15 protein-coding genes (1 of these 15 cut by a window edge) are annotated in these 21,222 nt (G+C 72.4%); 10 read left to right on the top strand and 5 right to left on the bottom strand.

Features of this window, described 5'->3' with window-relative positions:
- Window positions 1-93 precede the first annotated feature (93 nt).
- The 3 genes from OHS57_RS06780 (at window position 94) to OHS57_RS06770 (ending at window position 7,427) form a co-directional block, all read left to right on the top strand.
- Window positions 94-1,638, top strand: coding sequence for a hypothetical protein (locus OHS57_RS06780; RefSeq protein WP_041991767.1), 1,545 nt, complete (start codon window positions 94-96; stop codon window positions 1,636-1,638).
- A 100-nt stretch (window positions 1,639-1,738) separates the two neighbouring features.
- Window positions 1,739-2,650: a hypothetical protein gene (locus tag OHS57_RS06775; protein ID WP_041991769.1), complete on the top strand. Its 912-nt coding sequence runs from the start codon at window positions 1,739-1,741 to the stop codon at window positions 2,648-2,650.
- An 85-nt stretch (window positions 2,651-2,735) separates the two neighbouring features.
- Window positions 2,736-7,427: a hypothetical protein gene (locus OHS57_RS06770; protein WP_328581365.1), complete on the top strand. Its 4,692-nt coding sequence runs from the start codon at window positions 2,736-2,738 to the stop codon at window positions 7,425-7,427.
- Between the two features lie 96 nt (window positions 7,428-7,523).
- Here OHS57_RS06770 and OHS57_RS06765 read toward each other — a convergent pair whose 3' ends face one another.
- Entirely contained in the window at window positions 7,524-8,027 is a 504-nt protein-coding gene (locus tag OHS57_RS06765) for a hypothetical protein (protein ID WP_443043059.1), read from the bottom strand.
- A gap of 440 nt (window positions 8,028-8,467) precedes the next feature.
- Between OHS57_RS06765 and OHS57_RS06760 the strand changes: the two genes are divergently transcribed.
- The 4 genes from OHS57_RS06760 to OHS57_RS06745 are packed head-to-tail and all read left to right on the top strand — an operon-like array spanning window position 8,468 to window position 12,614.
- Entirely contained in the window at window positions 8,468-11,164 is a 2,697-nt protein-coding gene (locus OHS57_RS06760) for a sensor histidine kinase (RefSeq protein WP_328581363.1), read from the top strand.
- Entirely contained in the window at window positions 11,161-11,604 is a 444-nt protein-coding gene (locus OHS57_RS06755) for a roadblock/LC7 domain-containing protein (RefSeq protein WP_041991777.1), read from the top strand. The genes OHS57_RS06760 and OHS57_RS06755 overlap by 4 nt, the downstream gene beginning before the upstream one ends.
- Before the next feature lie 13 nt (window positions 11,605-11,617).
- Entirely contained in the window at window positions 11,618-12,013 is a 396-nt protein-coding gene (locus tag OHS57_RS06750; protein ID WP_041991779.1) for a DUF742 domain-containing protein, read from the top strand.
- Window positions 11,994-12,614 (top strand): GTP-binding protein, encoded by a 621-nt coding sequence (locus OHS57_RS06745; RefSeq protein WP_041991781.1) that lies wholly within the window; start codon window positions 11,994-11,996, stop codon window positions 12,612-12,614. The genes OHS57_RS06750 and OHS57_RS06745 overlap by 20 nt, the downstream gene beginning before the upstream one ends.
- 126 nt (window positions 12,615-12,740) lie before the next feature.
- On the opposite strand, the gene OHS57_RS06740 is transcribed toward OHS57_RS06745, so the two are convergent.
- Window positions 12,741-13,103, bottom strand: coding sequence for a DUF962 domain-containing protein (locus tag OHS57_RS06740; RefSeq protein ID WP_041991783.1), 363 nt, complete (start codon window positions 13,101-13,103; stop codon window positions 12,741-12,743).
- Window positions 13,104-13,223: 120 nt separating this feature from the next.
- Between OHS57_RS06740 and OHS57_RS06735 the strand changes: the two genes are divergently transcribed.
- Complete coding sequence (locus OHS57_RS06735; RefSeq protein WP_328585011.1) at window positions 13,224-13,727, top strand: NUDIX domain-containing protein; 504 nt, start codon at window positions 13,224-13,226, stop codon at window positions 13,725-13,727.
- Here the strand turns inward: OHS57_RS06735 and OHS57_RS06730 are convergent.
- Complete coding sequence (locus OHS57_RS06730; RefSeq protein ID WP_328581362.1) at window positions 13,718-16,090, bottom strand: glycoside hydrolase family 31 protein; 2,373 nt, start codon at window positions 16,088-16,090, stop codon at window positions 13,718-13,720. The two genes, OHS57_RS06735 and OHS57_RS06730, sit on opposite strands and share 10 nt — an antisense overlap.
- Before the next feature lie 191 nt (window positions 16,091-16,281).
- On the opposite strand from OHS57_RS06730, the gene OHS57_RS06725 reads away from it, so the two are divergent.
- Both OHS57_RS06725 and OHS57_RS06720 read left to right on the top strand, forming a co-directional pair.
- Window positions 16,282-18,270 (top strand): acetoacetate--CoA ligase, encoded by a 1,989-nt coding sequence (locus OHS57_RS06725; RefSeq protein ID WP_328581361.1) that lies wholly within the window; start codon window positions 16,282-16,284, stop codon window positions 18,268-18,270.
- Window positions 18,271-18,361: 91 nt separating this feature from the next.
- Entirely contained in the window at window positions 18,362-19,276 is a 915-nt protein-coding gene (locus OHS57_RS06720) for a hypothetical protein (protein WP_328581360.1), read from the top strand.
- An 87-nt stretch (window positions 19,277-19,363) separates the two neighbouring features.
- Here the strand turns inward: OHS57_RS06720 and ptsP are convergent, their stop codons facing one another.
- Together ptsP and OHS57_RS06710 are read right to left on the bottom strand one after the other, a co-directional pair.
- Window positions 19,364-21,034, bottom strand: coding sequence for a phosphoenolpyruvate--protein phosphotransferase (gene ptsP / locus OHS57_RS06715; RefSeq protein WP_328585010.1), 1,671 nt, complete (start codon window positions 21,032-21,034; stop codon window positions 19,364-19,366).
- An 86-nt stretch (window positions 21,035-21,120) separates the two neighbouring features.
- Window positions 21,121-21,222, bottom strand: partial view of a PTS sugar transporter subunit IIA gene (locus OHS57_RS06710; protein WP_041991793.1) — the 3' end only. It continues 348 nt past the right edge of the window; 102 of the gene's 450 nt are visible here — the last part of the coding sequence; the start codon falls outside the window, past its right edge — the gene reads right to left on this strand; the stop codon is at window positions 21,121-21,123.

The following is a 21,222-nucleotide window of genomic DNA, read 5'->3' as shown; positions in this document are numbered from 1 at the left end:
ACCTCGTGGCCTCCCCGCTGCGGCGCGTCGCCGACTCCGGTCGCTTCTGCGCCGTTTCGACCGTTGTCAGTGCGAGGACCTAATCTGTTCAGCGTGACTTCGCCTGCCTCGACGGAACCCGTTCCGCCCCAGCTCAGCGCGGGGCCGCGGCCCGCACAGGGCCCGGCCGCCGACGAAGGGCTCGCGCGGCGGCTGCGCGCGCTCGCCTGCACAGCCCCGCTGCACGACCTGGACACCCGCAAGGCCAATCTGGCCGGTGAGTACTCCATCTACGCGATGGCCGAGGTCGCCCTCTCCGCCATCGATCTGGTCACGCTCAACATGGACTTCGACACCGGCGCGGACCATGAGCAGATAGTGGCCAGACTGCTGCCGCGCGTGGCGGCCCAGGCACCCCGGCGCCCGCAGGCCGAGCATGAGCGGGTGGCCCGCTGGGTGCTGGAGAATCTCATCAACGTGGGCAGCGTCGACCGGGGCTTCCGCGCGGTCTACGGCACGTTCGGCACGGACGGCGTCTACACCCGCAGGGACTACGACTTCAAACTCATCGAGGAAGTGCCGGGCGACGGCGGCAGCGTCTATCTGCGCACCACCGACGAAGCGGTCAACGTGCTGGTCGGCGCCCTCGACACGGACGTCACGAGCGCGCAGATCGCCGCCGAGGTCAAGCTGGAGGTGCTGATCAACCGGGGCCGTCTCGCCGACGCGCAACTCGCCGCGGAACAGGCCAGGTACCGCACCGTCCAGTACGCGGAGACGCTGCGCAGGACGCTCGACGCGACCCGCCGCAACGTCCGCGCGGTCGACTGGCTCAACGCCGTCCCGGACATGATCGACGAAGCCCTGGACCATGTCGCCGACCGGTACCGCCACGAGAACGCGATCCTGAACAACATCCGCAAGGCGCGCGACGAGGCCGAGACCGGCGCCGACCCCAAGACGGCCGAGCACAAGCGGCGCGCCGCCGAGCTGGTCGACATCGTCAAGGACTGCATCCGCCGGCACACCCAGCTCCAGTCCCGGCTGCTGGAGGCCGGTCCGCTGTTCCGCGCCGAGCAGGACCGGCAGTCCTTCGCCGGGCCGAGCGCCCGTACCGGCCTCGATCTGTACGGGCAGTTGCTCGCCCCGCTGCTGCCGCTCCCCGTCGAACAGGCGACGAGAGTCACCGACGCGTTCTTCGCCCGTGGCACCGGACTGCGTACGCCCACGTCCGTGCGCGTCGGCGACCTGATCGACATCCTGCTCACCCCGCCGCTTGAGCGCGAACACCTCGGCGCCGAGATGCCCGAACCCGATCTCATCGCCACCCCGGACGACAGCCGCTTCAGCGAGGAGCAGCTGGCGCACGCGATGGAACTGCTCGATCTCGAACACGACGCGCCACGACGGCTGTCCGGGCTGCTCGCCGAGGCCCGCAGACACGACCCCGACCTGCCGTATCTGGTGGCGCTGCTCGCCGTCCACGCGGCGAGCCCGCCTGTCGGCACCGCCTACCGGCAGGGCGAGAAGCGGCTGTTGTTCGCCGTCGACGACGGCACCCCGCTGGACGACCCCGAGTTCGGCGGCGCCGACCTGATAGTGGGCACGGCGCTCCTCGACGCGGCCGGCATGGCCGCGGACCGTACGGACGCGGCATGACCACCAACCGCCCGTCGGTCCCACCTTTCCCCGCACCGTCCGCCATCGCACTGTCCGCCATCGCACCGTCCGCCACCCCAGGCCGTAAGGAGCAACGCCCGTGAGCGAGCACCACACAGAGCACGCGGCGGCATGGGGCGTCCCCGGCGGCGACAGCTCCGACGCCGCGGCGGCCCCGGCCGTGAGCGCCGCCGTCACGCCCGCCGACACGGCCGACGCCGCGCGGCTCGTCTCCTTCGGCCTGCAGCCCAAACTGCTGCCGGCCCGCGACGCCGAATACACCGAACTGCTGCGCCGCTACCGCGAAGACCCCGCCTTCGCCCGGATCGCCGACGCTGTCGCCACCGGATTCGGCCTCGTCGTCCTGGAGGTCTCCCCGCGTGCCGGGATGGCCGTGACCGCGGGCGAGGACTCCGTCTTCGCCGTCCGTATGGGCGACTACGCCCGCCGCGCCTCCACCGACTCCGCCGACCGGTTCCTGCACGGCCTGGCCCATCTCGCCGTCGCCGCCATGGCCTTCCCCCGCCCGGAAGACCTCGCCGACGACGGCTACATCGGCCGGATCACCGTCAACGGGGTCGACGCGTTCGTCCGGCAGGCCTGCCGCCGTCTGGAGGAACGGGCCGAGGAGCAGGGCGAGAACACCGACCCGCAGACCGACACCCCCGGTCTTGAGGCGTCCTGGCGCATCTACACCCGGCGCAGTGCCACGGGCGCGACGAAGGACGCCCGCAGGCTCGCCGGTTCGACCACCGGCATCGTCGGCAAGGCGGTCGCCTTCCTCACCGAATCGGGCTTCCTCCAGCGCACCGGCGACGACGCGGGCGGCTCGTACCGCACCACCGCCCGCTACCAGCTCCAGGTACGCGACATGGCGGGCCACGCGGCCATGGCCGAACTGCTCGATCTGGGCGTCGTGCCGGTGACCGACGGGTCCGCCACTCTGCTGCCACCCTCCGGCGACGACGACCTCGACCTGGTCGCCGACGCGGGACTGCCGTTCCACTCCTGACCCGGGCCCGGATCCCCGCTCCGGGCCCCGGTCGCACCGCTGCCGCCCTTCCTTCCGCCGCTCTTCCCCACGACGAGAGTCCGCCATGTACGAGCTGTCCCGGGTCCGCCTCTACTCCATCGGGCCTGCCGGTGCGCGCTACGCCGACACCGTGCTCGACCTGCGCGGGGTGGGCGCGCCCGTGCCCAACCCCGCTCCCACCCAGGCGGAGTTCTTCGAGGACGAACCGGTCGGGCCGCCCCGCAGACCCGCCCCCGCGGGCGTGCTCTTCCTGGAGAACGGCGGCGGCAAGTCCGTCCTGCTCAAGCTGATCTTCTCGGTGATGCTGCCGGGCCACCGCAACACGCTCGGCGGCGCCAGCTCCGGGGTGCTGCGCAAGTTCCTCCTCGCCGACGACTGCGGTCATGTCGCGCTGGAGTGGCAGCACACCCTCACCGGCGAACTCGTCGTGGTCGGCAAGGCCAGCGAGTGGCGCGGCCGTCAGGTCTCCAACGACCCGCGGAAGTTCGCCGAGGCCTGGTACTCCTTCCGGCCCGGCCCCGGACTGAGCCTCGACTCGCTGCCCGTCGCCGAATCGTCCGCCGTGCACCGGTCGCCCGAAGGCGCGTCAGGAGCGCGCGGCAGGCGCCGCACGATGAAGGGCTTCCGCGACTCCATCACCGAGGCGGGCAAGGTCTACCCGCACCTCGACATCCACTGGGAAGAGATCCACGACCGCTGGAACGAACATCTCGGCGACCTCGGCCTCGACCCGGAACTCTTCCGCTACCAGCGGGAGATGAACGCCGACGAGGGTGAGGCGGCCGGACTCTTCGCCGTCAAGAAGGACAGCGACTTCACCGACCTGCTGCTGCGCGCCGTCACCGACACCCGCGACACCGACGGGCTCGCCGACCTCGTCGGAGGCTTCGGCAACAAGCTCGGCCGGCGCGCCGAACTGACCGCCGAGCGCGACTTCACAGCGGGCTCCGTCGACCTGCTCGGCCGTATCGTCGAAGCGGCCGAGACCAGGTCCCACGCCCGTGACGTGCACGCGGGCGCCGAGCGCAGGGCCCGTACGCTGGTGCGCCGCATCGCCGCCCGCGCCACCGAGGAGCGCGGCCGTACGGGGGAGCTGGCCCAGCGGGTCACAGCGGCGGCCCACACCGTGACCGAGGCCCAGCAGGGCCGCGCCCACAGCTCCCTGATCGCCGCCGAACTGGCCTACCGGCATGCGTCCCTCGCGCTCACCGTGGCCGAGAAGCGCGCCGCCGCCCAGCGGCGCGAGCTGACCGACGCCCGTACGCTCCACTCGGCCTGGCAGGCGGCGGAGAACGTGCTGCGCCACCGCGCCGCCGCCGACCGTTCGGCGCGGGTCGCCGTCGCGATCCGCGAGGCCGAGCGCGACGCGGCGCCCGCACTCGCCGCGCGGGCCACCGCAGCGGCCGATCTGGTCCGCGCGCTGCACGCGGCGGCGGAGGACGGCGAACGCGTCGCGAACGAGGAAGAGGAACGCTCCGCGGTCCTCCAGGAGACCGGCGAGGCCGCACACCGCGACGCCACGTCCGCCGCCACCGAAGCCCAGCGCGCCCGCAGCGAGGCAGGCCATCTGCGCCAGCGCCTCGCCGAGGTCGGCCAGGAGACGGCCGAGGCGGTACGGGCAGGCTGGCTGGACGACACCGCCCCCGACGCCGACCCGGCGCGCGCGGCGCTCGCCGCCAGCGACGCGGAGAAGTCCGCCGTCGCCGCCTGGGACAGCGCCCGCGAGGCCGCTTCGACCGCTGCCGAACAGGCCAGGGAAGCGGCAGCCGCGGAAGCCCGCGCCGAACTGGCCGCCGCCCGCGCGGCCGACGCGGCGCAGGCCGCCGAGCAGGCGTACGAGGCGGAGCGCAGGGCGGCGGAGTCCATCGCCGAGGACGAGCGCCTCGCCGACCTGCTCAGTCTCCCGCCGAACCCCCCGCAGCCGGGCCTGCCGTCGCAGCGCAACGGCGCGGCCGACCGCAAGCCGGCACCCCCACGCGCCGGGGCTGGACCGCTGACCGCCGAAGAACTCGACCGGTACGCCGACGAGTTGCGCGAGCTGCTGGACCAGGGTGTGGCTTCGGCCGAACGGCAGCTGTTCGACCTGCGCACGGTCTCCGCCGACGACTCCCGCATCCTCGGCGCGCTCGGCGACGGCGGGCTGCTGCCGCCGGGTCCCGACGTCCTCGCCACCGTCGAATACCTCGGCGAGCACGGCATCCCCGCCCTCCCCGGCTGGCGCTATCTCGCCCAGGCCGTCGACCCCGTCGACCACGCCGCCGTCCTGGCCGCACGGCCCGAGCTGGTCGACGGCGTGGTCATCACCGACCCCGCGTCGCACAGCCGCGCCCGCGAAGCCCTCACCGGCGCCGCCCTGCTGCCCCGCTCGGCCGTCGCCGTCGGCACGGCGGCCGCCCTGCTCGCCCCCGTCCCGGCCCCCGCCGACGGCGAGGAGAGCGGCGTCTTCCTCGTACCGCCGAACCCCGCCATGCATGACGAGCACGCGGCGGACGAGGAGCGCCAGGCCCTGCGTACCCGCGCGGCCGAGCGGGACGAGGAGATCAAGACCCTCGCCGCGCGCCTCGCCGCCGACCGCGCCCTCGCGGCCCGGCTCGGCGCCTGGCGCTCCGACTGCCCGGCCGGCATGCTCACCGAACTCGGCGCCGCCGCCCGTACGGCCGCCGAGAGCGCCGAGACCGCGGCGGCCGTGCTCACCGAGGCCCGCACGGCGCGCGCCGAGGCCGACGAGGCCGCCGCCGACACCTCGCGCGTACGCGAAGACCGGCAGGAGGCCGCCCAGCGCGCCCGCCGGGTCGCCGACGCCCTGTCAGGACTCGCCTTCCGGCTGCGCGAGCGGGCCGAATGGCAGGCCAAACTGCGGGAGATGGTCGACGAGGCGGCCGAGAGCGAAGCGCGCGCCGCCGCCTGCCTGGACCGGGCGCGCGCCGCCGACGAGGACCGCAGGGCCGCCCAGCGCGCAGCCGACGACGCCCGCCGCACGGCCAGGGCGCTGCGCGCCGAGCGGGCCGAGATCGCCGGCGCGCCGGAGAGCCTGCCCCAGTCGGAGGAGGGCGCCGACGGGATCAAGCGCGCCTCGTTGCCCGCCCTGCGCGAGGCGTACCGCGCCGCCTCGCAGCTGTACGAGAAGGTCGGCGTCGGCGCCGACCTGCGTGCCGAACAGGCGCGCGCCGAGAGCGACGAGAGCGCGGCCCTCACCGAGCTGGACCGGCTCAGCAACAAGGTCCGTACCCGCGCGGCCCAGCTCCTCGAATCCACCGACGGCGCCGACGGCCCGTCCCGGCAGGCAGCCGCGGCCCGCGCCGAATCCCTGGTCCAGATGCTCGAATCGCGCGCGTCGGCCGCCAGCGAACAGCTCGGCAGGCTGCGCGGCGAGGCCGAGCGCCTCGCCCCGGCCGACGGCAGCGCCCACACCGAGCTGCCCCCGGAGCAGGTCCCCGCCGACGCCGAACAGGCCCAGAGCCTGCTGCGCACCGCCACCGCCGAACTGGCCCTGCGCAGCGACGCCCTGGAGACCGCGCGCGCCGCCCACGACGAACTGCTCCACGCCCACCGCGCCGCGGAGAACGCGGCGGGCGGGTTCGACGAGACAGCGGCCCTCCTGCGGGACCTGCTGCGCGGCGCCCCCGCCGACGACGAACCGGGCGCCGAGCAGCCCGCACCCCCCGAGCCGTACCCGGGCAGCCTGGACGAGGCCCGGCAGTCCGCAGCGGAGGCCCGCCGCTCGCTGCGGGCCTGTGCCACGGAACTGTCCGCGGCGGAGACCGCGGTGCGTGAGGCCAGTGACATCCTCGTACGGCACGCCAACTCGACCCGCTACGAGCAGGTCCGCACCCCGGCCCGCCAGCAGATCCGCGAGCTGCCCGCGGCGGCGCTCCCCGAGCACGCGGCGCGCTGGGCGCAGGCGTTCGCGCCCCGGCTGCGGGTGCTGACGGACGAGCTGGCGCAGCTGGAGCGCAACAGGGAGTCCATCGTGGACCGGCTGCGCGGGCTGGTGGAGTCCGCGCTGACGACACTGCGCTCGGCCCAGCGGCTGTCCCGGCTGCCCGAGGGGTTGGGGGAGTGGTCGGGGCAGGAGTTCCTGCGGATCCGCTTCGAGGACCCGGACCGTACGACCCTCACCGAGCGGCTGGGCGAGGTCATCGACGAAGCCACCCACGCCGCCCTGAAGAAGAACTCCGACCTGCGCAGGGACGGGATGTCCCTGCTGCTGCGGGGCGTTCAGGCGGCGCTCCAGCCCAAGGGCGTCGCCGTCGAGATCCTCAAGCCGGACGCGGTGCTGCGCGCCGAGCGCGTCCCGGTCGGTCAGATGGGGGACGTCTTCTCCGGCGGCCAGCTCCTCACCGCCGCCATCGCCCTCTACTGCACGATGGCGGCCCTGCGGAGCAACGACCGGGGCCGCGACAAGCACCGCCACGCGGGGACGCTCTTCCTCGACAATCCCATCGGCCGCGCCAACGCGACCTATCTGCTGGAGCTCCAGCGCGCGGTGTCGGACGCCCTGGGCGTCCAGCTGCTCTATACGACGGGGCTGTTCGACACGACAGCGCTCGCGGAGTTCCCGCTGGTGATCCGGCTGCGCAACGACGCGGATCTGCGCGCCGGGCTCAAGTACATCAGTGTGGAGGAGCACTTGCGCCCCGGGCTGCCCCAACAGGACCCGGGCACCGAGACGGTGCACGGCGAGATCACGGCCACGCGGATGTTCAAGCGCTCCCAGGAGCAGCCGGCCCCGGCGGCTTCGGAAGTGGCCACATAGCAGCGCCCTCGAACGGAGCGGGTCAGGCGGCCTGAGAGGTCACGCGGACCGAATCACGCGTGGCAGGTCACGCGAAGCGGGCGACGAACCGGGCGATCAGGCGGCCTGGGACACCCGGTGGGAGCCGTGCTCCCGGTCCCGGTCGCGGTCCCGGTCGCGTTCCCGCTCCCGTACGCCGCCGTGCTCCCGCTCCGGTATCCGGCCGGCGTCGCTCCCCGCGCCCCGGCCCGTGCCCCGCGCCGCCCGCCGGGCGTCACCGCGCGCCGTGCGCCGCTCCTTGCGCATCTGCCGGGCCGTACTGCTGGGGACCGACACCACGCCGTTGCGCTGGTTCCACACCTGGCGGGTCACCCACACGTCCAGCACGGCCCAGGTGGCCACCACGGTCGAGGCGACGCTGCTCATCACCATGGGGAACGCCAGCCAGGAGCCGGCGAGCGTGCTGAGGAAGGCGACCATGGCCTCGATCAGTGTCACCGACATGATGATCACGGCGCGTACGGCGGCCTTTCTGACCGCGTCCGGCATGCGGTAGCGCACCGCGGGCTCCTCCACCCAGAGCCGCCGGGAAACCCCGGCGAACCCCTGCGCCGATGCCATGCCTTGCCGCTCTTCCGTCTCCATGGACCCGTCACTCCCCACACCGTCCGACATCAGGACTCACTGCCCGGCTTCCGTCGCTTCACGCCGGCCGAGAGCCGAATGTGATGCGCGAACCGCCCCGCAGTTGCCCAACGTCCCCCTGATCCCCGCACATAAGGACGATTGGCCCGACTGGAAGATTCCCGCAGCCTGTGGCGTTGCGAATAATTCAAGCCACTTGTTTGAGCGGATAAAGCACCGTCCGGCCTGGTCTTATCTCGATCGCCCGGAAGGATCATCTCTCCCGATACCGGGACAACTCATGATCGAGACAACGCCGAGTGGCTGAAAAACATCCGGATGTGTCTTCGAGTTGCAGGTGTGTCAGTAGTAGGCTCGCGCCGTTTGTTGACGGAGTATCTCCCGCACCCGGCGGGGGGCCCGATCTGGGGGAGGCCATGCGCTTTCGCGGGAAGTCCATCCGCCGGAAGATCGTGGCGCTGTTGCTCGTGCCGCTCATCTCGCTCGTGGCGCTCTGGGGCCTGTCCACCACCTTCACCGGTAGTGAAGCGGTCAAGCTGATGAACGCCAACAACGCGGTCAACAAGGTCGGTCACCCCGTCGAGGACGCCGTCGCCCGGCTCCAGCAGGAGCGCCGTCAGACGCTCATCTATCTGGCCGACCCGCGCGCCGCCGACTCGCTCAGCCGACTGCGGGCCCTGCGCGACGACACCGACCGCGCGATCACCCGGGTGCGCAAGGGCGCCGGATCCTCCGGTGTGCGCGGCCAGTTGAAGAACAGCACCTCCCAACAGCTCACGCTCTTCACCGACTCGCTCGGCGGTCTGTCCCGGCTGCGTGCCACCGTCGACAAGGGCACGGCCTCCCGTGCGCAGGCCCTGGACTTCTACAACAGGGCCGTCGACCCCGGTCACAACTTCCTCTCCGACCTGCTCGGCCAGGAGGACGTGGCCCAGGACAACTGGGGCCGCTCCCTGGTCGGCCTTGAGCGGGCCAGGGAGATGTTCTCCCGCGAGGACGCGCTCGTCGTCTCCTCCCTGATCACGGGACAGATCACCCAGGAAGAGATCCGTACGGTCTCCGACCTCGTGGCCAACCGGACGCTGCTCTACCAGACGAATCTGGCCGACCTGCCGGGCCCGGACCGGGCCACCCTCCAGCAGTACTGGAACAGCCCCGCCAACCTGACCCTGCGCGACACCGAGGACCGCCTCATCGCGGCCGGCGCCACCAGGAACCCCAAGACGGTGGACGCCCAGGGCTGGATGCGGATGACCACACCGGTCCTGGTGGACCTCAGCAACGAGAGCGCCCAGACCGACGCCCTCTACCGCAGCCACATGAAGCCCGTACGGCAGAACGTCTTCGTACGCGTCGGCATCGTCGCCGCCCTCGGCCTCATCGCCCTGCTCGTCACCGTGATCGTGTCCGTACGGCTCGGCCGCGAACTGATCCGTGACCTGTCCGGACTGCGCAAGGAGGCCCACGAGGTCTCCGGCGTCCGCCTGCCCAGCGTGATGCGCAGGCTCGCGGCGGGCGAACAGGTCGACGTGGAGACCGAGGCCCCCCGGCTCGACTACGAGAAGGACGAGGTCGGCCAGGTCGGCCAGGCGCTCAACACCCTGCAGCGCGCGGCGGTCGAGGCCGCCGTCAAACAGGCCGACCTCAGGCGCGGCGTCTCCGAGGTGTTCGTCAACCTCGCCCGCCGCAACCAGGTCCTGCTGCACCGTCAGCTCACGCTCCTCGACACCATGGAGCGCCGTACGGAGGACACCGAGGAACTGGCGGACCTCTTCCGCCTCGACCACCTCACCACCCGTATGCGCAGGCACGCCGAGGGCCTGGTGATCCTCTCCGGCGCCGCTCCGTCCCGGCAGTGGCGCAAGCCCGTCCAGCTCATGGACGTGGTGCGCGCCGCGGTCGCCGAGGTCGAGGACTACGAGCGCATCGAGGTCCGCCGGCTCCCGCGGATCGGCGTCGGCGGTCCCGCCGTCGCCGACCTCACCCACCTCATCGCCGAACTCCTGGAGAACGCCACGGTGTTCTCGCCCCCGCACACCGGGGTGCAGGTGCACGGCGAACGCGTCTCCAACGGCTTCACGCTGGAGATCCACGACCGCGGTCTCGGCATGACGCCCGAACTCCTCCTCGACGCCAACCTGCGGCTCGCCGAGACCCCGGAGTTCGAGCTGTCCGACACCGACAGGCTCGGCCTGTTCGTGGTCAGCCGGCTCGCCCAGCGGCAGAACGTCCGCGTCTCGCTCCAGCCGTCCCCGTACGGCGGCACGACCGCCGTCGTCTTCCTCCCGGTCGCGCTCCTCACCGACGCGCCCGAGACCGAGGGCACCGGCTTCCGGCTGGACCGCAAGAGTCCGCGTGACCGGGTGCGCGCCGAAGGCGGCGGCCGGCTCACCGCGCTGGCGCAGATACCCACCGGGCTCGGCAACGGCCCGTCCGTCCTCGACGGCCCGGTCGAACTCGAAGCCCCGGTCGGCGCGCTCGGCCGCGACGACACACCGCTACGTGGCGGAGGTGACGGCATCGCCGATCTGGACGACCTCGACAGCGAGCGCGGGGGGATCTTCCGCGCACGCGAACATCTGCGCGACGCGGGCAGGGACACCGAGCGTGCGCAGCGCACCGGCCGCGACGACCTCCGGCTGCCCGGCGAGCAGCACCAGCAGGCCCCCGACACCCTTCCCGACGGTGCCGAAGCGCCGCTGCGGCTGCCCCGCCGCAGGCCCCCGACGCTCGTCGCCGACCGTGGCAGGCGCGTGGACGAACCGACGGGCCGGGCCCACCCCGCGCCCGACCGGACACCGGCCGAGGATCCGGCCGGACAGGACGGCCTGACAGGCCAGGAACAGGAAGAGAACGAGTCCGCCCTCGGAGGACTGCCCCGCCGCGTCAGGCAGGCCAGCCTCGCCCCCCAGCTGAGGGACACCGCGACCGAGCGGGCCGCGGAACCGCGCCGCGCCGAGGCCCACCAGGACACGGAGCGGGACGCGGACGAGGTCCGCGACCGCATGGCTTCACTCCAACGCGGCTGGCAGCGTGGCCGTCGGCAGAACGACGCCGAGGAGAACGCCGGCTCCGGGACACAAGGAACGACATCTGAGGGGGACGGTCGATGACCGCACCGAACGCCGCAGCACGCAACTCCGCCGACCCCAACGCCGTGGGAGAGCTCAACTGGCTCCTGGACGAGCTGGTCGAGCGGGTCGCCAGCATCCGTAAAGCACTCGTGCTCTCCGGGGACGGACTCGCCACCGGCACGTCCAAGGACCTCACCCGCGAGGACGGTGAGCATCTCGCCGCCGTCGCCTCCGGGTTCCACAGCCTCGCCAAGGGCGTCGGCCGGCACTTCGACGCCGGCCGGGTCCGGCAGACCGTCGTGGAACTCGACGACGCCTTCCTCTTCGTCACAGCGGCGGGCGACGGCAGCTGTCTGGCCGTCCTGTCGGACTCCGACTCGGACGTCGGCCAGGTCGCCTACGAGATGACGCTCATGGTCAAGCGGGTCGGGGCGCATCTGGCGACGGCGCCCCGCTCCGGTCTGCCCGCCGGAGGGTGAGTGGGGACGACAGATGAGTGACGCAGGTCAGGAACCCGAAGCCTGGTTCGACGGCGAAGCCGGACCGGTGGTACGGCCGTACGCGATGACGCGCGGCCGTACCAGCAGCGCGACCCGTCACCGGCTCGACCTGATCGCGGTCGTCATCGTCGAACCCCGCGCATCGGATCCCCGCCGGGACCAGACGCTCTCCCCGGAACACGTGGAGATCGTCGAGCGCTGTGTCGAGCAACCCCAGTCCATCGCCGAACTCGCCGCAGGCCTCGACCTCCCCGTCGGGGTGGTCCGGGTGCTGGTCGGTGACCTCGCCGATGACGAACTGGTCCATGTAACCCGTCCTGTTCCGCCGGCCGAGCTGCCGGACGTGAGCATTCTCCGCGAGGTGATCAATGGTCTTCGGGCGCTCTAGCCGAAGGCAGCGTCCCGCCGATCCGGTGACGCTGAAGATTCTCGTCGCCGGCGGATTTGGTGTCGGCAAGACCACCCTGGTCGGCGCGGTCAGCGAGATCAAGCCGCTCCGTACCGAGGAGGTGCTGAGCGAGGCCGGCCGTCCCGTGGACGACGTCGAGGGGGTCGAGAAGAAGACGACCACCACGGTCGCCATGGACTTCGGCCGCATCACCCTCCGCGACGACCTGGTGCTGTACGTCTTCGGCACGCCGGGCCAGGACCGGTTCTGGTTCCTCTGGGACGAACTGGCCCAGGGCGCGCTGGGCGCCGTCGTACTCGCCGACACCCGCCGTCTCGCCGACTCGTTCGCCGCCGTCGACTACTTCGAGCGGCGCGGCATCCCGTTCACCGTCGCCGTCAACTGCTTCGAAGGCGCGAGCAGGTTCCCGGGCGAGACCGTACGGGCGGCGCTCGACCTCGACCCCGAGGTGCCGCTGGTGATGTGCGACGCGCGGGAACGCGAGTCGGTGAAGGAAGTACTGATCGCCGTCGTCGAACACGCGATGAGCCTCGCGACGCGCGAGCGCGACCACGCCGCCACCCTCACGCCCACCACCTGACCGGCGGCCCGGCACCTCAGACGGCTCACGGCCCGCCCCTCGATCGCCAGGGGACGGGCCGTTCGCCGGTCCGCCGGCCTGCGCGCGCGCCCGGCCCAACGCCTGCCGGCTCCGCGCGCGCCCGGCTCAACGCGGGTGCTCGGCCAGCCACTTCGCCGCCGTCTCGGCCAACTCCCCGTCCCTGCCGGTGAGCATCATCCGGATCATCTCCACATCGCCCCGCAGCGACCAGGCCGGATGCCCGAACGACGCCGGGTTGTTCTTCTCGATCAGGAAGTGCGCCGGCCAGGCCGTCCCGTAACCGATCAGCGGCAGGGCCGCCGCGTACCGCTTCCGGCCACGCGCCAGGCCGTAGACGCTGACCGCGAGTCCGGTCAGGGTGCCCGTCAGATGGACCCAACGGGTCGCCGCCTTGGAGTGCATGGCCACGTAGTACGGCCAGAACTCCTCGTACGAATCGAACGTCTGCTCTGCTGTCTGCTCCGCCATAACCGCACGGTAGTGCCAAGTCCCGCGACGGGAAACACAGTCCGGTACAGTCCGCGCGTGCCCGAGCCCACGAAAGACCCAGCGAACCCCGACGGCCGCCTCCAGCACCCCGAGAAGCCGGTGCGCTTCTCCCACTGCGGCAGCTGCGGCACGCCCTACCGGGCCGACCAGACCAACTGGCCCCGCACCTGCGCCGCCTGCGGCGACACCGCCTACCGCAACCCGCTGCCGGTCGCCATCGCCCTGGTGCCCGCGACGGACGAACAGGGCACAGGGCTCGTCGTCATCACCCGCACCATCGAACCCCAGCTCGGCCAGGTCGCCCTGCCCGGCGGCTTCGTCGACGACAACGAGGACTGGCGGCACGCCGTCGTACGCGAACTGCGCGAGGAGACCGGCATCGAGGCGGCACGCGACGACGTACGCCTCGCCGACGCGCTCAGCTCCCAGGACGGTCATCTGCTGCTCTTCGGGCTCCTCCCGGTACGCCCGGCCGCCCAACTGCCGACCTCCGTCGCGACCGACGAGACGGAAGGCTGGCATCTGCTGCACGCACCGGTCGAGTTGGCGTTCCCGCTGCACACCGAAGCCGTACGGGCCTTCTTCGCCGGAAACTACGGCTGAGCCACCCCCGGCGCCACGCCCCGCACCCGCACCGGCCACCGCGGGGCCACAGGCCCGCCGTCCGTCACCCGCTCCACCCGCACCTCGGTGCCCCGCAACCGCGACGTGTAGCGCTCCACCTCCGCCGGCAGCCAGCCGTCCCCGGGGTCCGGCACCACCAGACCCCCGCCGGTCCGGCCGGGCGACGGCGCCCACGCCTCCAACTCCAGCCTGCCGTCGGCGCCCCGCACCGGAAGCACCGTGCCCGCCCGCGCCAGCACGGGAGTTCGCGACAGCGGCGCGTCCAGCAACACCTGCCCGGGCCCCTCGAAAGCCTCCTCGGTGACCGTGTCGTACCACCGCCCCCTCGGCAGCCGCACCGCCCGCCGGTCCGAACCCCGCTCCAGCACCGGGGCGACCAGCAGCGAATCCCCCAGCAGGAACGCGTCCTCGCAGTCCCGCAGCGCCCGGTCCTCCGGCGCACCCCACCACAACGGCCGTGCGTACGGCGCCCCCGTGAGCTTCGCCAACTGCGCCAGCGTCACGAAGTACGGCCGCAGCCGCTCCCGTTCGACCAGCGCGGCCCGCGCGTGCTCCAGCACCTCGGGCCCGAACTCCCACGGCTCCCTGCGGCCCGCGTCGATCGCCGCGTGCGTACGGAACAGCGGCAGATACGAACCGAGTTGGAACCAGCGCAGATACAGCTCAGGAGTCGGGCTCCCGTCGAAACCCCCCACATCCGGGCCCGAGTACGGCACCCCGCACAGACCGAGCCCCAGCACCAGCGCCAGCGAGGCACGCAGCCCCTGCCAGCTCGTCGCCACATCGCCCGACCAACTGCCGCCGTACCGCTGCAATCCCGCCCAGCCCGAGCGCGAGAAGAGAAACGGCCGCTCGTCGGGGCGCAGCCCGCGCAGCCCGTCGAACGCCGCACGCGCCATCGCGAGACCGTACACATTGTGCGCCTCGCGGTGGTCCCCGCCCCGGCCCTCCAGCCGGTGCCTGGCCGACCTCGGCAGCGTCCGGTCGCCGAACGAGGCGAACGACACCGGTTCGTTCATGTCGTGCCAGAACCCGGCGAACCCCTGCGCGAGCCGCTCCTCGTACCACCCGCCCCACCAGGCGCGCGCCGCCGGAGCCGTGAAGTCGGGGAAGGCACACTCGCCCGGCCAGACCCGGCCGTGCACCTCCCGGCCCCGGGCGTCCCGTACGAAGACATCCGCGGCAGCGCCGCTGTCGTAGACCTCGGTACCCGGCTCCGCCTTCACCGCCGGATCGACGATCGACACCAGCCGTACGCCGTCCTCGCGCAACTCCGAAGCCAGCCCCGGCAGATCGGGGAACCGCTCACGGTCGACCGTGAAGACCTGATGCGCGTCGTAGTGGTCGATATCCAGATGCAGGGCCGACAGCGGCAGCCCCCGCTCCCGGTAACCGGCGACGATCCGCCGCACCTCCCGCTCGCTGCCGAAACCCCACCGGGCGTGCTGCGGCCCCAGCGCCCAGGACGGCGGCGGCGTCGGCGCCCCGGTCAGCGCCGCCCAGCCGTGCAGCACCCGCGCCGGCGTACCCGTCACCACCCAGCAGCGCAGCGGGCCGCCCTCCATCCGCAGCTCACTCGTCCCCGGACGGTCATGGCCCGAACCCGCGCCCTCCTCACCTTCCCGGAGCGTGACCCGCCCCTCCCACGAGTTGTCGTGGAACGCCAGATGCGTCCCCCCGTCCGCCACCACCAGCTGCACCGGCATCGTCAGATACAGCGGATCCTCGTCGCGCCCGAACCCGCCGCCCCGCGGATCGGTGTTCCACAGCCGGTACGTGCCGCTGCGCAGCCGGGGCCCCGAAGCCCGCCCGCCCAGCCCGAAGAACCGCGCGTCCGCCGCCACCTCCGTACGCTGCACCCAGCGCGCCGGACCGCCCGCCACCGGCTCCCACCAGCGCGGCGGCAGCTCCCGGCGCAGCACGACACCCCCCGGCGTACGCACCTCCACACCGCCGTGCCGGGAGATCGCCACCGTCACCCGCTCGGACACCACCCGCCAGCCGCCGTCCGTGTCCGGTTCGAGGCCCGCCCGCGGATCAGGCTCGGGCGCCGCGCCCGCCAGCGCGTACGACGGCAGCGGACGCGCCCCGTCCCACGCCCAGAACACCGCGCCCCCCAGCGAGACACACACATGCAGCTCCGCGCGCGCGAACCGTACGGTCCCGCCGCCCGGCAGCGGCTCGGCGCCGCTCACCGGACCGGGCACCCTGGCCCGCTCAGGACCCCGCGCCGACAGCTCCCCGGCATCGGTACGCCACCGCCGCCACGCCGAAGGAACACCGCGCAGCCCCTGTATCGAGCCGGCCTCTTTCATCGAACGCACCAGTTCACGACGGTCCATGATGATCAGCCTGCCACCTGTCGGGCACAGCAGGTGCTGCGTTCAACTCCCGTTCACCCGTCGTAGGCCCGGCGTAGGGCGGGCCGGCCGCCGACCCGCCGCGTCGCCGCCGCCGAACCGGCCTGGTGCGCGGGACGATCACATGGCATCGTCCGTACCAGCCGTGTCGTGCCAGCCCCGGGAGCCACCCCATGACCACACAGAACAGCCCCGCACCGCTCTGGCAGCCGGGCCCCGAACGCGTGGCGACCGCCGCCGTCACCCGCTTCCAGAGCTGGGCCGCCGAACGGTACGACGCGCCCGCCGACGGCGGCTACGCCGCGCTGCACCGCTGGTCCGTCGACCAACTCGACACGTTCTGGGCGGCGGTGGCCGAGTGGTTCGACATCCGCTTCAGCACCCCCTACGAGCGGGTCATCGGCGAACGCGCCATGCCCGGCGCCCAGTGGTTCCCCGGCGCCACCCTCAACTACGCCGAGCACGCGCTGCGCACCGCCGAAGACCCGGCCCGCGCCGACGACTCCGCGCTGCTGTACGTGGACGAGACACAGGAACAGACCACCGTCAGCTGGTCCGAGCTGCGCCGCCAGGTCGGCGCGCTCGCCGCCCACCTGCGCGACCTCGGCGTACGGCCCGGCGACCGCGTCAGCGGCTACGTACCCAACATCCCGCAGGCCGTCACCGCGCTCCTCGCCACCGCCGCCGTCGGCGCCGTCTGGACCTCCTGCGCGCCCGACTTCGGCGCCCGCAGCGTCCTCGACCGCTTCCAGCAGGTCGAACCCGTCGTGCTGTTCACCGTGGACGGCTACCGCTACGGCGGCAAGCAGCACGACCGCACAGCGACCGTCGCCGAACTCCGCGCCGAACTGCCCACCCTGCGGGCCGTGGTCCACATCCCGCTGCTGGGCACCCCCACCCCCGAGGCCGCCCTCAACTGGGCCGACCTCGTCGCCCCCGGCACAGGACCCGCGCCCGACCCCGTCTTCGAGCAGGTCCCCTTCGACCACCCGCTGTGGGTGCTCTACTCGTCGGGCACCACAGGACTGCCCAAGGCCATCGTCCAGTCCCAGGGCGGCATCCTGCTGGAGCACTTCAAGCAGGTCGGACTCCACCTCGACCTCGGCCCCGAGGACCGGTTCTTCTGGTACACCTCCACCGGCTGGATGATGTGGAACTTCCTGGTCGCCGGGCTGCTCACCGGCACCACGATCGTGCTGTACGACGGCAGCCCCGGCTTCCCCGCCATCGACGCGCAATGGGCCGTCGCCGAACGCACCGGCACCACCCTCTACGGCACGTCAGCCGCCTACGTCATGGCGTCCCGCAAGGCGGGCATCCACCCGGGCCGCGACCACGACCTCTCCCGCGTCCAGTGCGTCGCCACCACCGGATCCCCGCTGCCGCCCGACGGCTTCCGCTGGCTCCACGACGAGATCGCCGAAGACCTCTGGATCGCCTCCGTCAGCGGCGGCACCGACGTCTGCAGCTGCTTCGCCGGCGCCGTACCCACCCTCCCCGTCCACATCGGCGAACTCCAGGCAGCGGGGCTCGGCACCGACCTCCAGGCCTGGAACGCCCAGGGCGAACCCGTCGTCGACGAGGTCGGCGAGCTCGTCGTCACCAACCCCATGCCGTCCATGCCGGTCCGCTTCTGGAACGACCCCGACGGAAGCCGCTACCGCGACAGCTACTTCGAGATGTTCCCCGGCGTCTGGCGGCACGGCGACTGGATCACCATCACCGACCGCGGCACCGTCGTCATCCACGGCCGCTCCGACTCCACCCTCAACCGGCAGGGTGTCCGGATGGGCTCAGCCGACATCTACGAGGCCGTCGAACGGCTCCCGGAGATCCGCGAATCCCTCGTCATCGGCCTCGAAGAGCCCGACGGCGGCTACTGGATGCCGCTCTTCGTCCACCTCGCCGACGGCGCCGTACTCGACGACGACCTGCGGAACCGGATCAAACAGACGATCCGTCAGCAGCTCTCCCCGCGCCATGTCCCGGACGAGATCATCGAGGTCCCCGGCGTCCCGCACACCCTCACGGGCAAGCGCATCGAAGTCCCCGTCAAACGGCTCCTCCAGGGCACGGCACTGGACAAGGCCGTCAACGCGGGATCCGTGGACAACGTGGAACTCCTGCGCTTCTACGAGCGGATCGCGGCCACCCGCCGCTGACCGCCGCCGTGCGCCGGTGACCGTCCGTGCCCGATGTCAGTGGCGACGGTTACGGTGAGTGAGCACTGATCGACAGCGCTCAGGGGGAGACATGGCGCACACCGACCACAGCGAACGGACCGCACAGACCGCCAGGACCGTCCGGCGGCACCTGCGCCGCGAAGTCGCCGGCGTCATCGGCCTGCTGGCCGACGCACACGACTTCGCGGCGATGCGGCCGTACACGACCTTCACCTTCGACGACCACGACATCTATCTACGGCAGCTCGACGCCCTGCTGAGATCCCGCTCCGCCCAAGGCGCACACACCACCGTCGCCCTCTTCGACCCCGAGGAGTTCACGGAATACTGCGAAGACACCGGCCTCGACCCCGACACCGTCGCGGCACGCGGCCAATTCACCGCCAGAGCCGCCGCGTCCGGCGCGGCCGTTCCCTACAGCGGCCAGCCCGTCGACACCCTCGTCCCGCTGCTCATCGACACGGCGGTCCGCCGCGCCACCTGGGAGTACGCGACGACGCTCCTCGCCGACGTCGGCGCCTGCGCCGACTGCGGACAGGACATCGGCGCAGCCGCCTTCGAGCGCGCCTCGCACCTGCTGCTACGGCTGCTCGAAAAGGCCGGCCCCGGCACCCACCACATCGTCTGCAGCGTCCCCGCATCCGGCGAACAACTGCTGGCCGCCGCCCATCTGCACCGGCCGACCGGGGCGGAACCCGTCAGGGCCGACTCCACGGAAGCCACCGAACTCGTCACCGTCCTCGCCGCCGGCATCGCCCTGGAGAGCCCGGCCGGCGTCGTGCTCAGAACGACCGACCCCGAAGCCCCCGACCGGCTCTACGGCTGGCGGCTCGCCCAGGGACTGCTCGTCCCGCTCACCGCGGGCGAGGTCTTCAACGCCTACTGCACCGACGCGGACACCGGAGAACCGCTCTCGCCCGAATCAGGCGTGGACTACCGCGCGGGATTCGAGCTGGGCGCGGACGACACGGGACTCCACCACTGACCGGCCCGGCACAGGGGAGGGGCCCCACACCAGCTTCGGCGTAGGGCCCCTGCCCGAACGAGACGTCAACTACCCGCCCACCAAACGCTATTCGCCGGACAGCACAGCCTGCGCCGCGCTCCGGGCGTCGTCGGCGCTGTCCGTGGCACGCGCGGCGGAGGCAGCACGCTCGCACTGCGCCAGGGTGTACTTCGCGAGTGTCGCCCGCACATACGGAATCGACGCCGCACCCATCGACAAGGAGGTCACGCCAAGACCGGTGAGCACACAGGCGAGCAGCGGATCGGCGGCGGCCTCACCGCACACCCCACAGCTCTTGCCCTCGGCCCTGGCACCGTCGGCGGCCAGCGCGACCAGATCCAGCAGCGCCGGCTGCCAGGGATCCTGCAACCGCGAAACGGCGCCCACCTGACGGTCGGCGGCAAACGTGTACTGCGCGAGGTCATTGGTCCCCAGCGAAAGGAACTCGACCTCCTGAAGGATGGAACGTGACCGCAGAGCGGCCGACGGAATCTCCACCATCGCACCGAACTTCGCGTGCAGCCCGGCCTCACGACAAGCGTCGGCGAACGCCTTGGCGTCAGCCCGGTCCGCCACCATCGGCGCCATCACGTCAAGGTGCACCGGCAGGCCCTCAACGGCGGTCGCCAGCGCGGTCAACTGCGCCCGCAGCACGTCGGGATGGTCGAGCAGCGTCCGCAGACCCCGCACACCCAGAGCGGGATTGGGCTCGTCGGCGGGCGTCAGGAAGTCCAGCGGCTTGTCGGCCCCGGCGTCCAGGACCCGCACGACCACCCGGCCCTCGGGAAACGCCTCCAGCACCGCGCGGTACGCCGCGACCTGCTTCTCCTGCGAAGGAGCCTGCTTGCTGTCGTCGAGGAAAAGGAACTCGGTACGGAACAGCCCGACACCCTCGGCGCCCGCCTCCAGCGCGGCCGGCACATCGGCGGGCCCGCCGACATTGGCCAGCAGCGGCATCTTGTGCCCGTCGGACGTCGCCCCCGGACCGGTGGAAGCGGAAAGCGCGGACGCACGCTCGGCAGCCGCATGCTCAAGCCCGGCACGCTTCTCGGCGCTCGGCTCGACGAACACCTCACCACTGCTGCCGTCAACAGCGACGACCGTCCCCTCGGCCAGCTCACCGGCACCCGCCAGCGCCACCACGGCCGGCACCCCGAGCGCCCGCGCGAGAATCGCGCTGTGACTCGTCGGCCCGCCCTCCTCGGTGACAAAGCCGAGAACGAGCGAGGGATCGAGCAACGCCGTGTCGGCAGGCGCCAGATCACGCGCGATCAGCACATACGGCTCGTCACTGTCCGGCACCCCCGGCATCGGAACGCCGAGCAGCCGGGCGACGATACGGTTCCGCACGTCGTCCAGGTCGGCGACCCGCCCCGCCAGATACTCACCGGCACCCGCGAGCAGCTCCCGGTACGAGGCGAACGCGTCGTACACGCCACGCTCGGCCGTGCTCCCGGCAGTGACACGCCGCTCCACGTCGGCCATCAGCTCAGGGTCCTGCGCCATCATCGCCTGCGCCTCGAGCACCCCCTGCGCCTCACCACCCGCGAGATTGCCCCGGGCGATCAGATCGGCGGCCACGGCGTCGACCGCCTGCTTGGCCCGCGCCTGCTCGCGCTCGGCTTCCTCGGCCGGAATCTGCTTGGCCGGCGGCTCGAGAACGGCGGTCCCCATATGCCGGACCTCGCCGATCGCCACACCATGACTGACTCCGACGCCTCGCAGCGTTGTCTCCATTGCACCTGTCTCCGGTTGGGCGGCTCTCGTGCCGACCGCGATTGATATGCGGGGGGCCTGGGCTTCAGGCACCAGGCCGGGTGGCCTTACTGCCAGTCGAAGAGAGCGTCCCCGGTCCGCACTTCGCCGTCCTCACGCAGCGCGGAGAGCGCGTCGGCCGTGGCCTCAAGCGCGACGACGGGACACAC

Origin of the sequence: Streptomyces sp. NBC_00370 (assembly GCF_036084755.1) — a bacterium.
Classification (GTDB): Bacteria; Actinomycetota; Actinomycetes; order Streptomycetales; family Streptomycetaceae; genus Streptomyces.
This window is presented reverse-complemented; position numbering and strand designations above follow the sequence as displayed.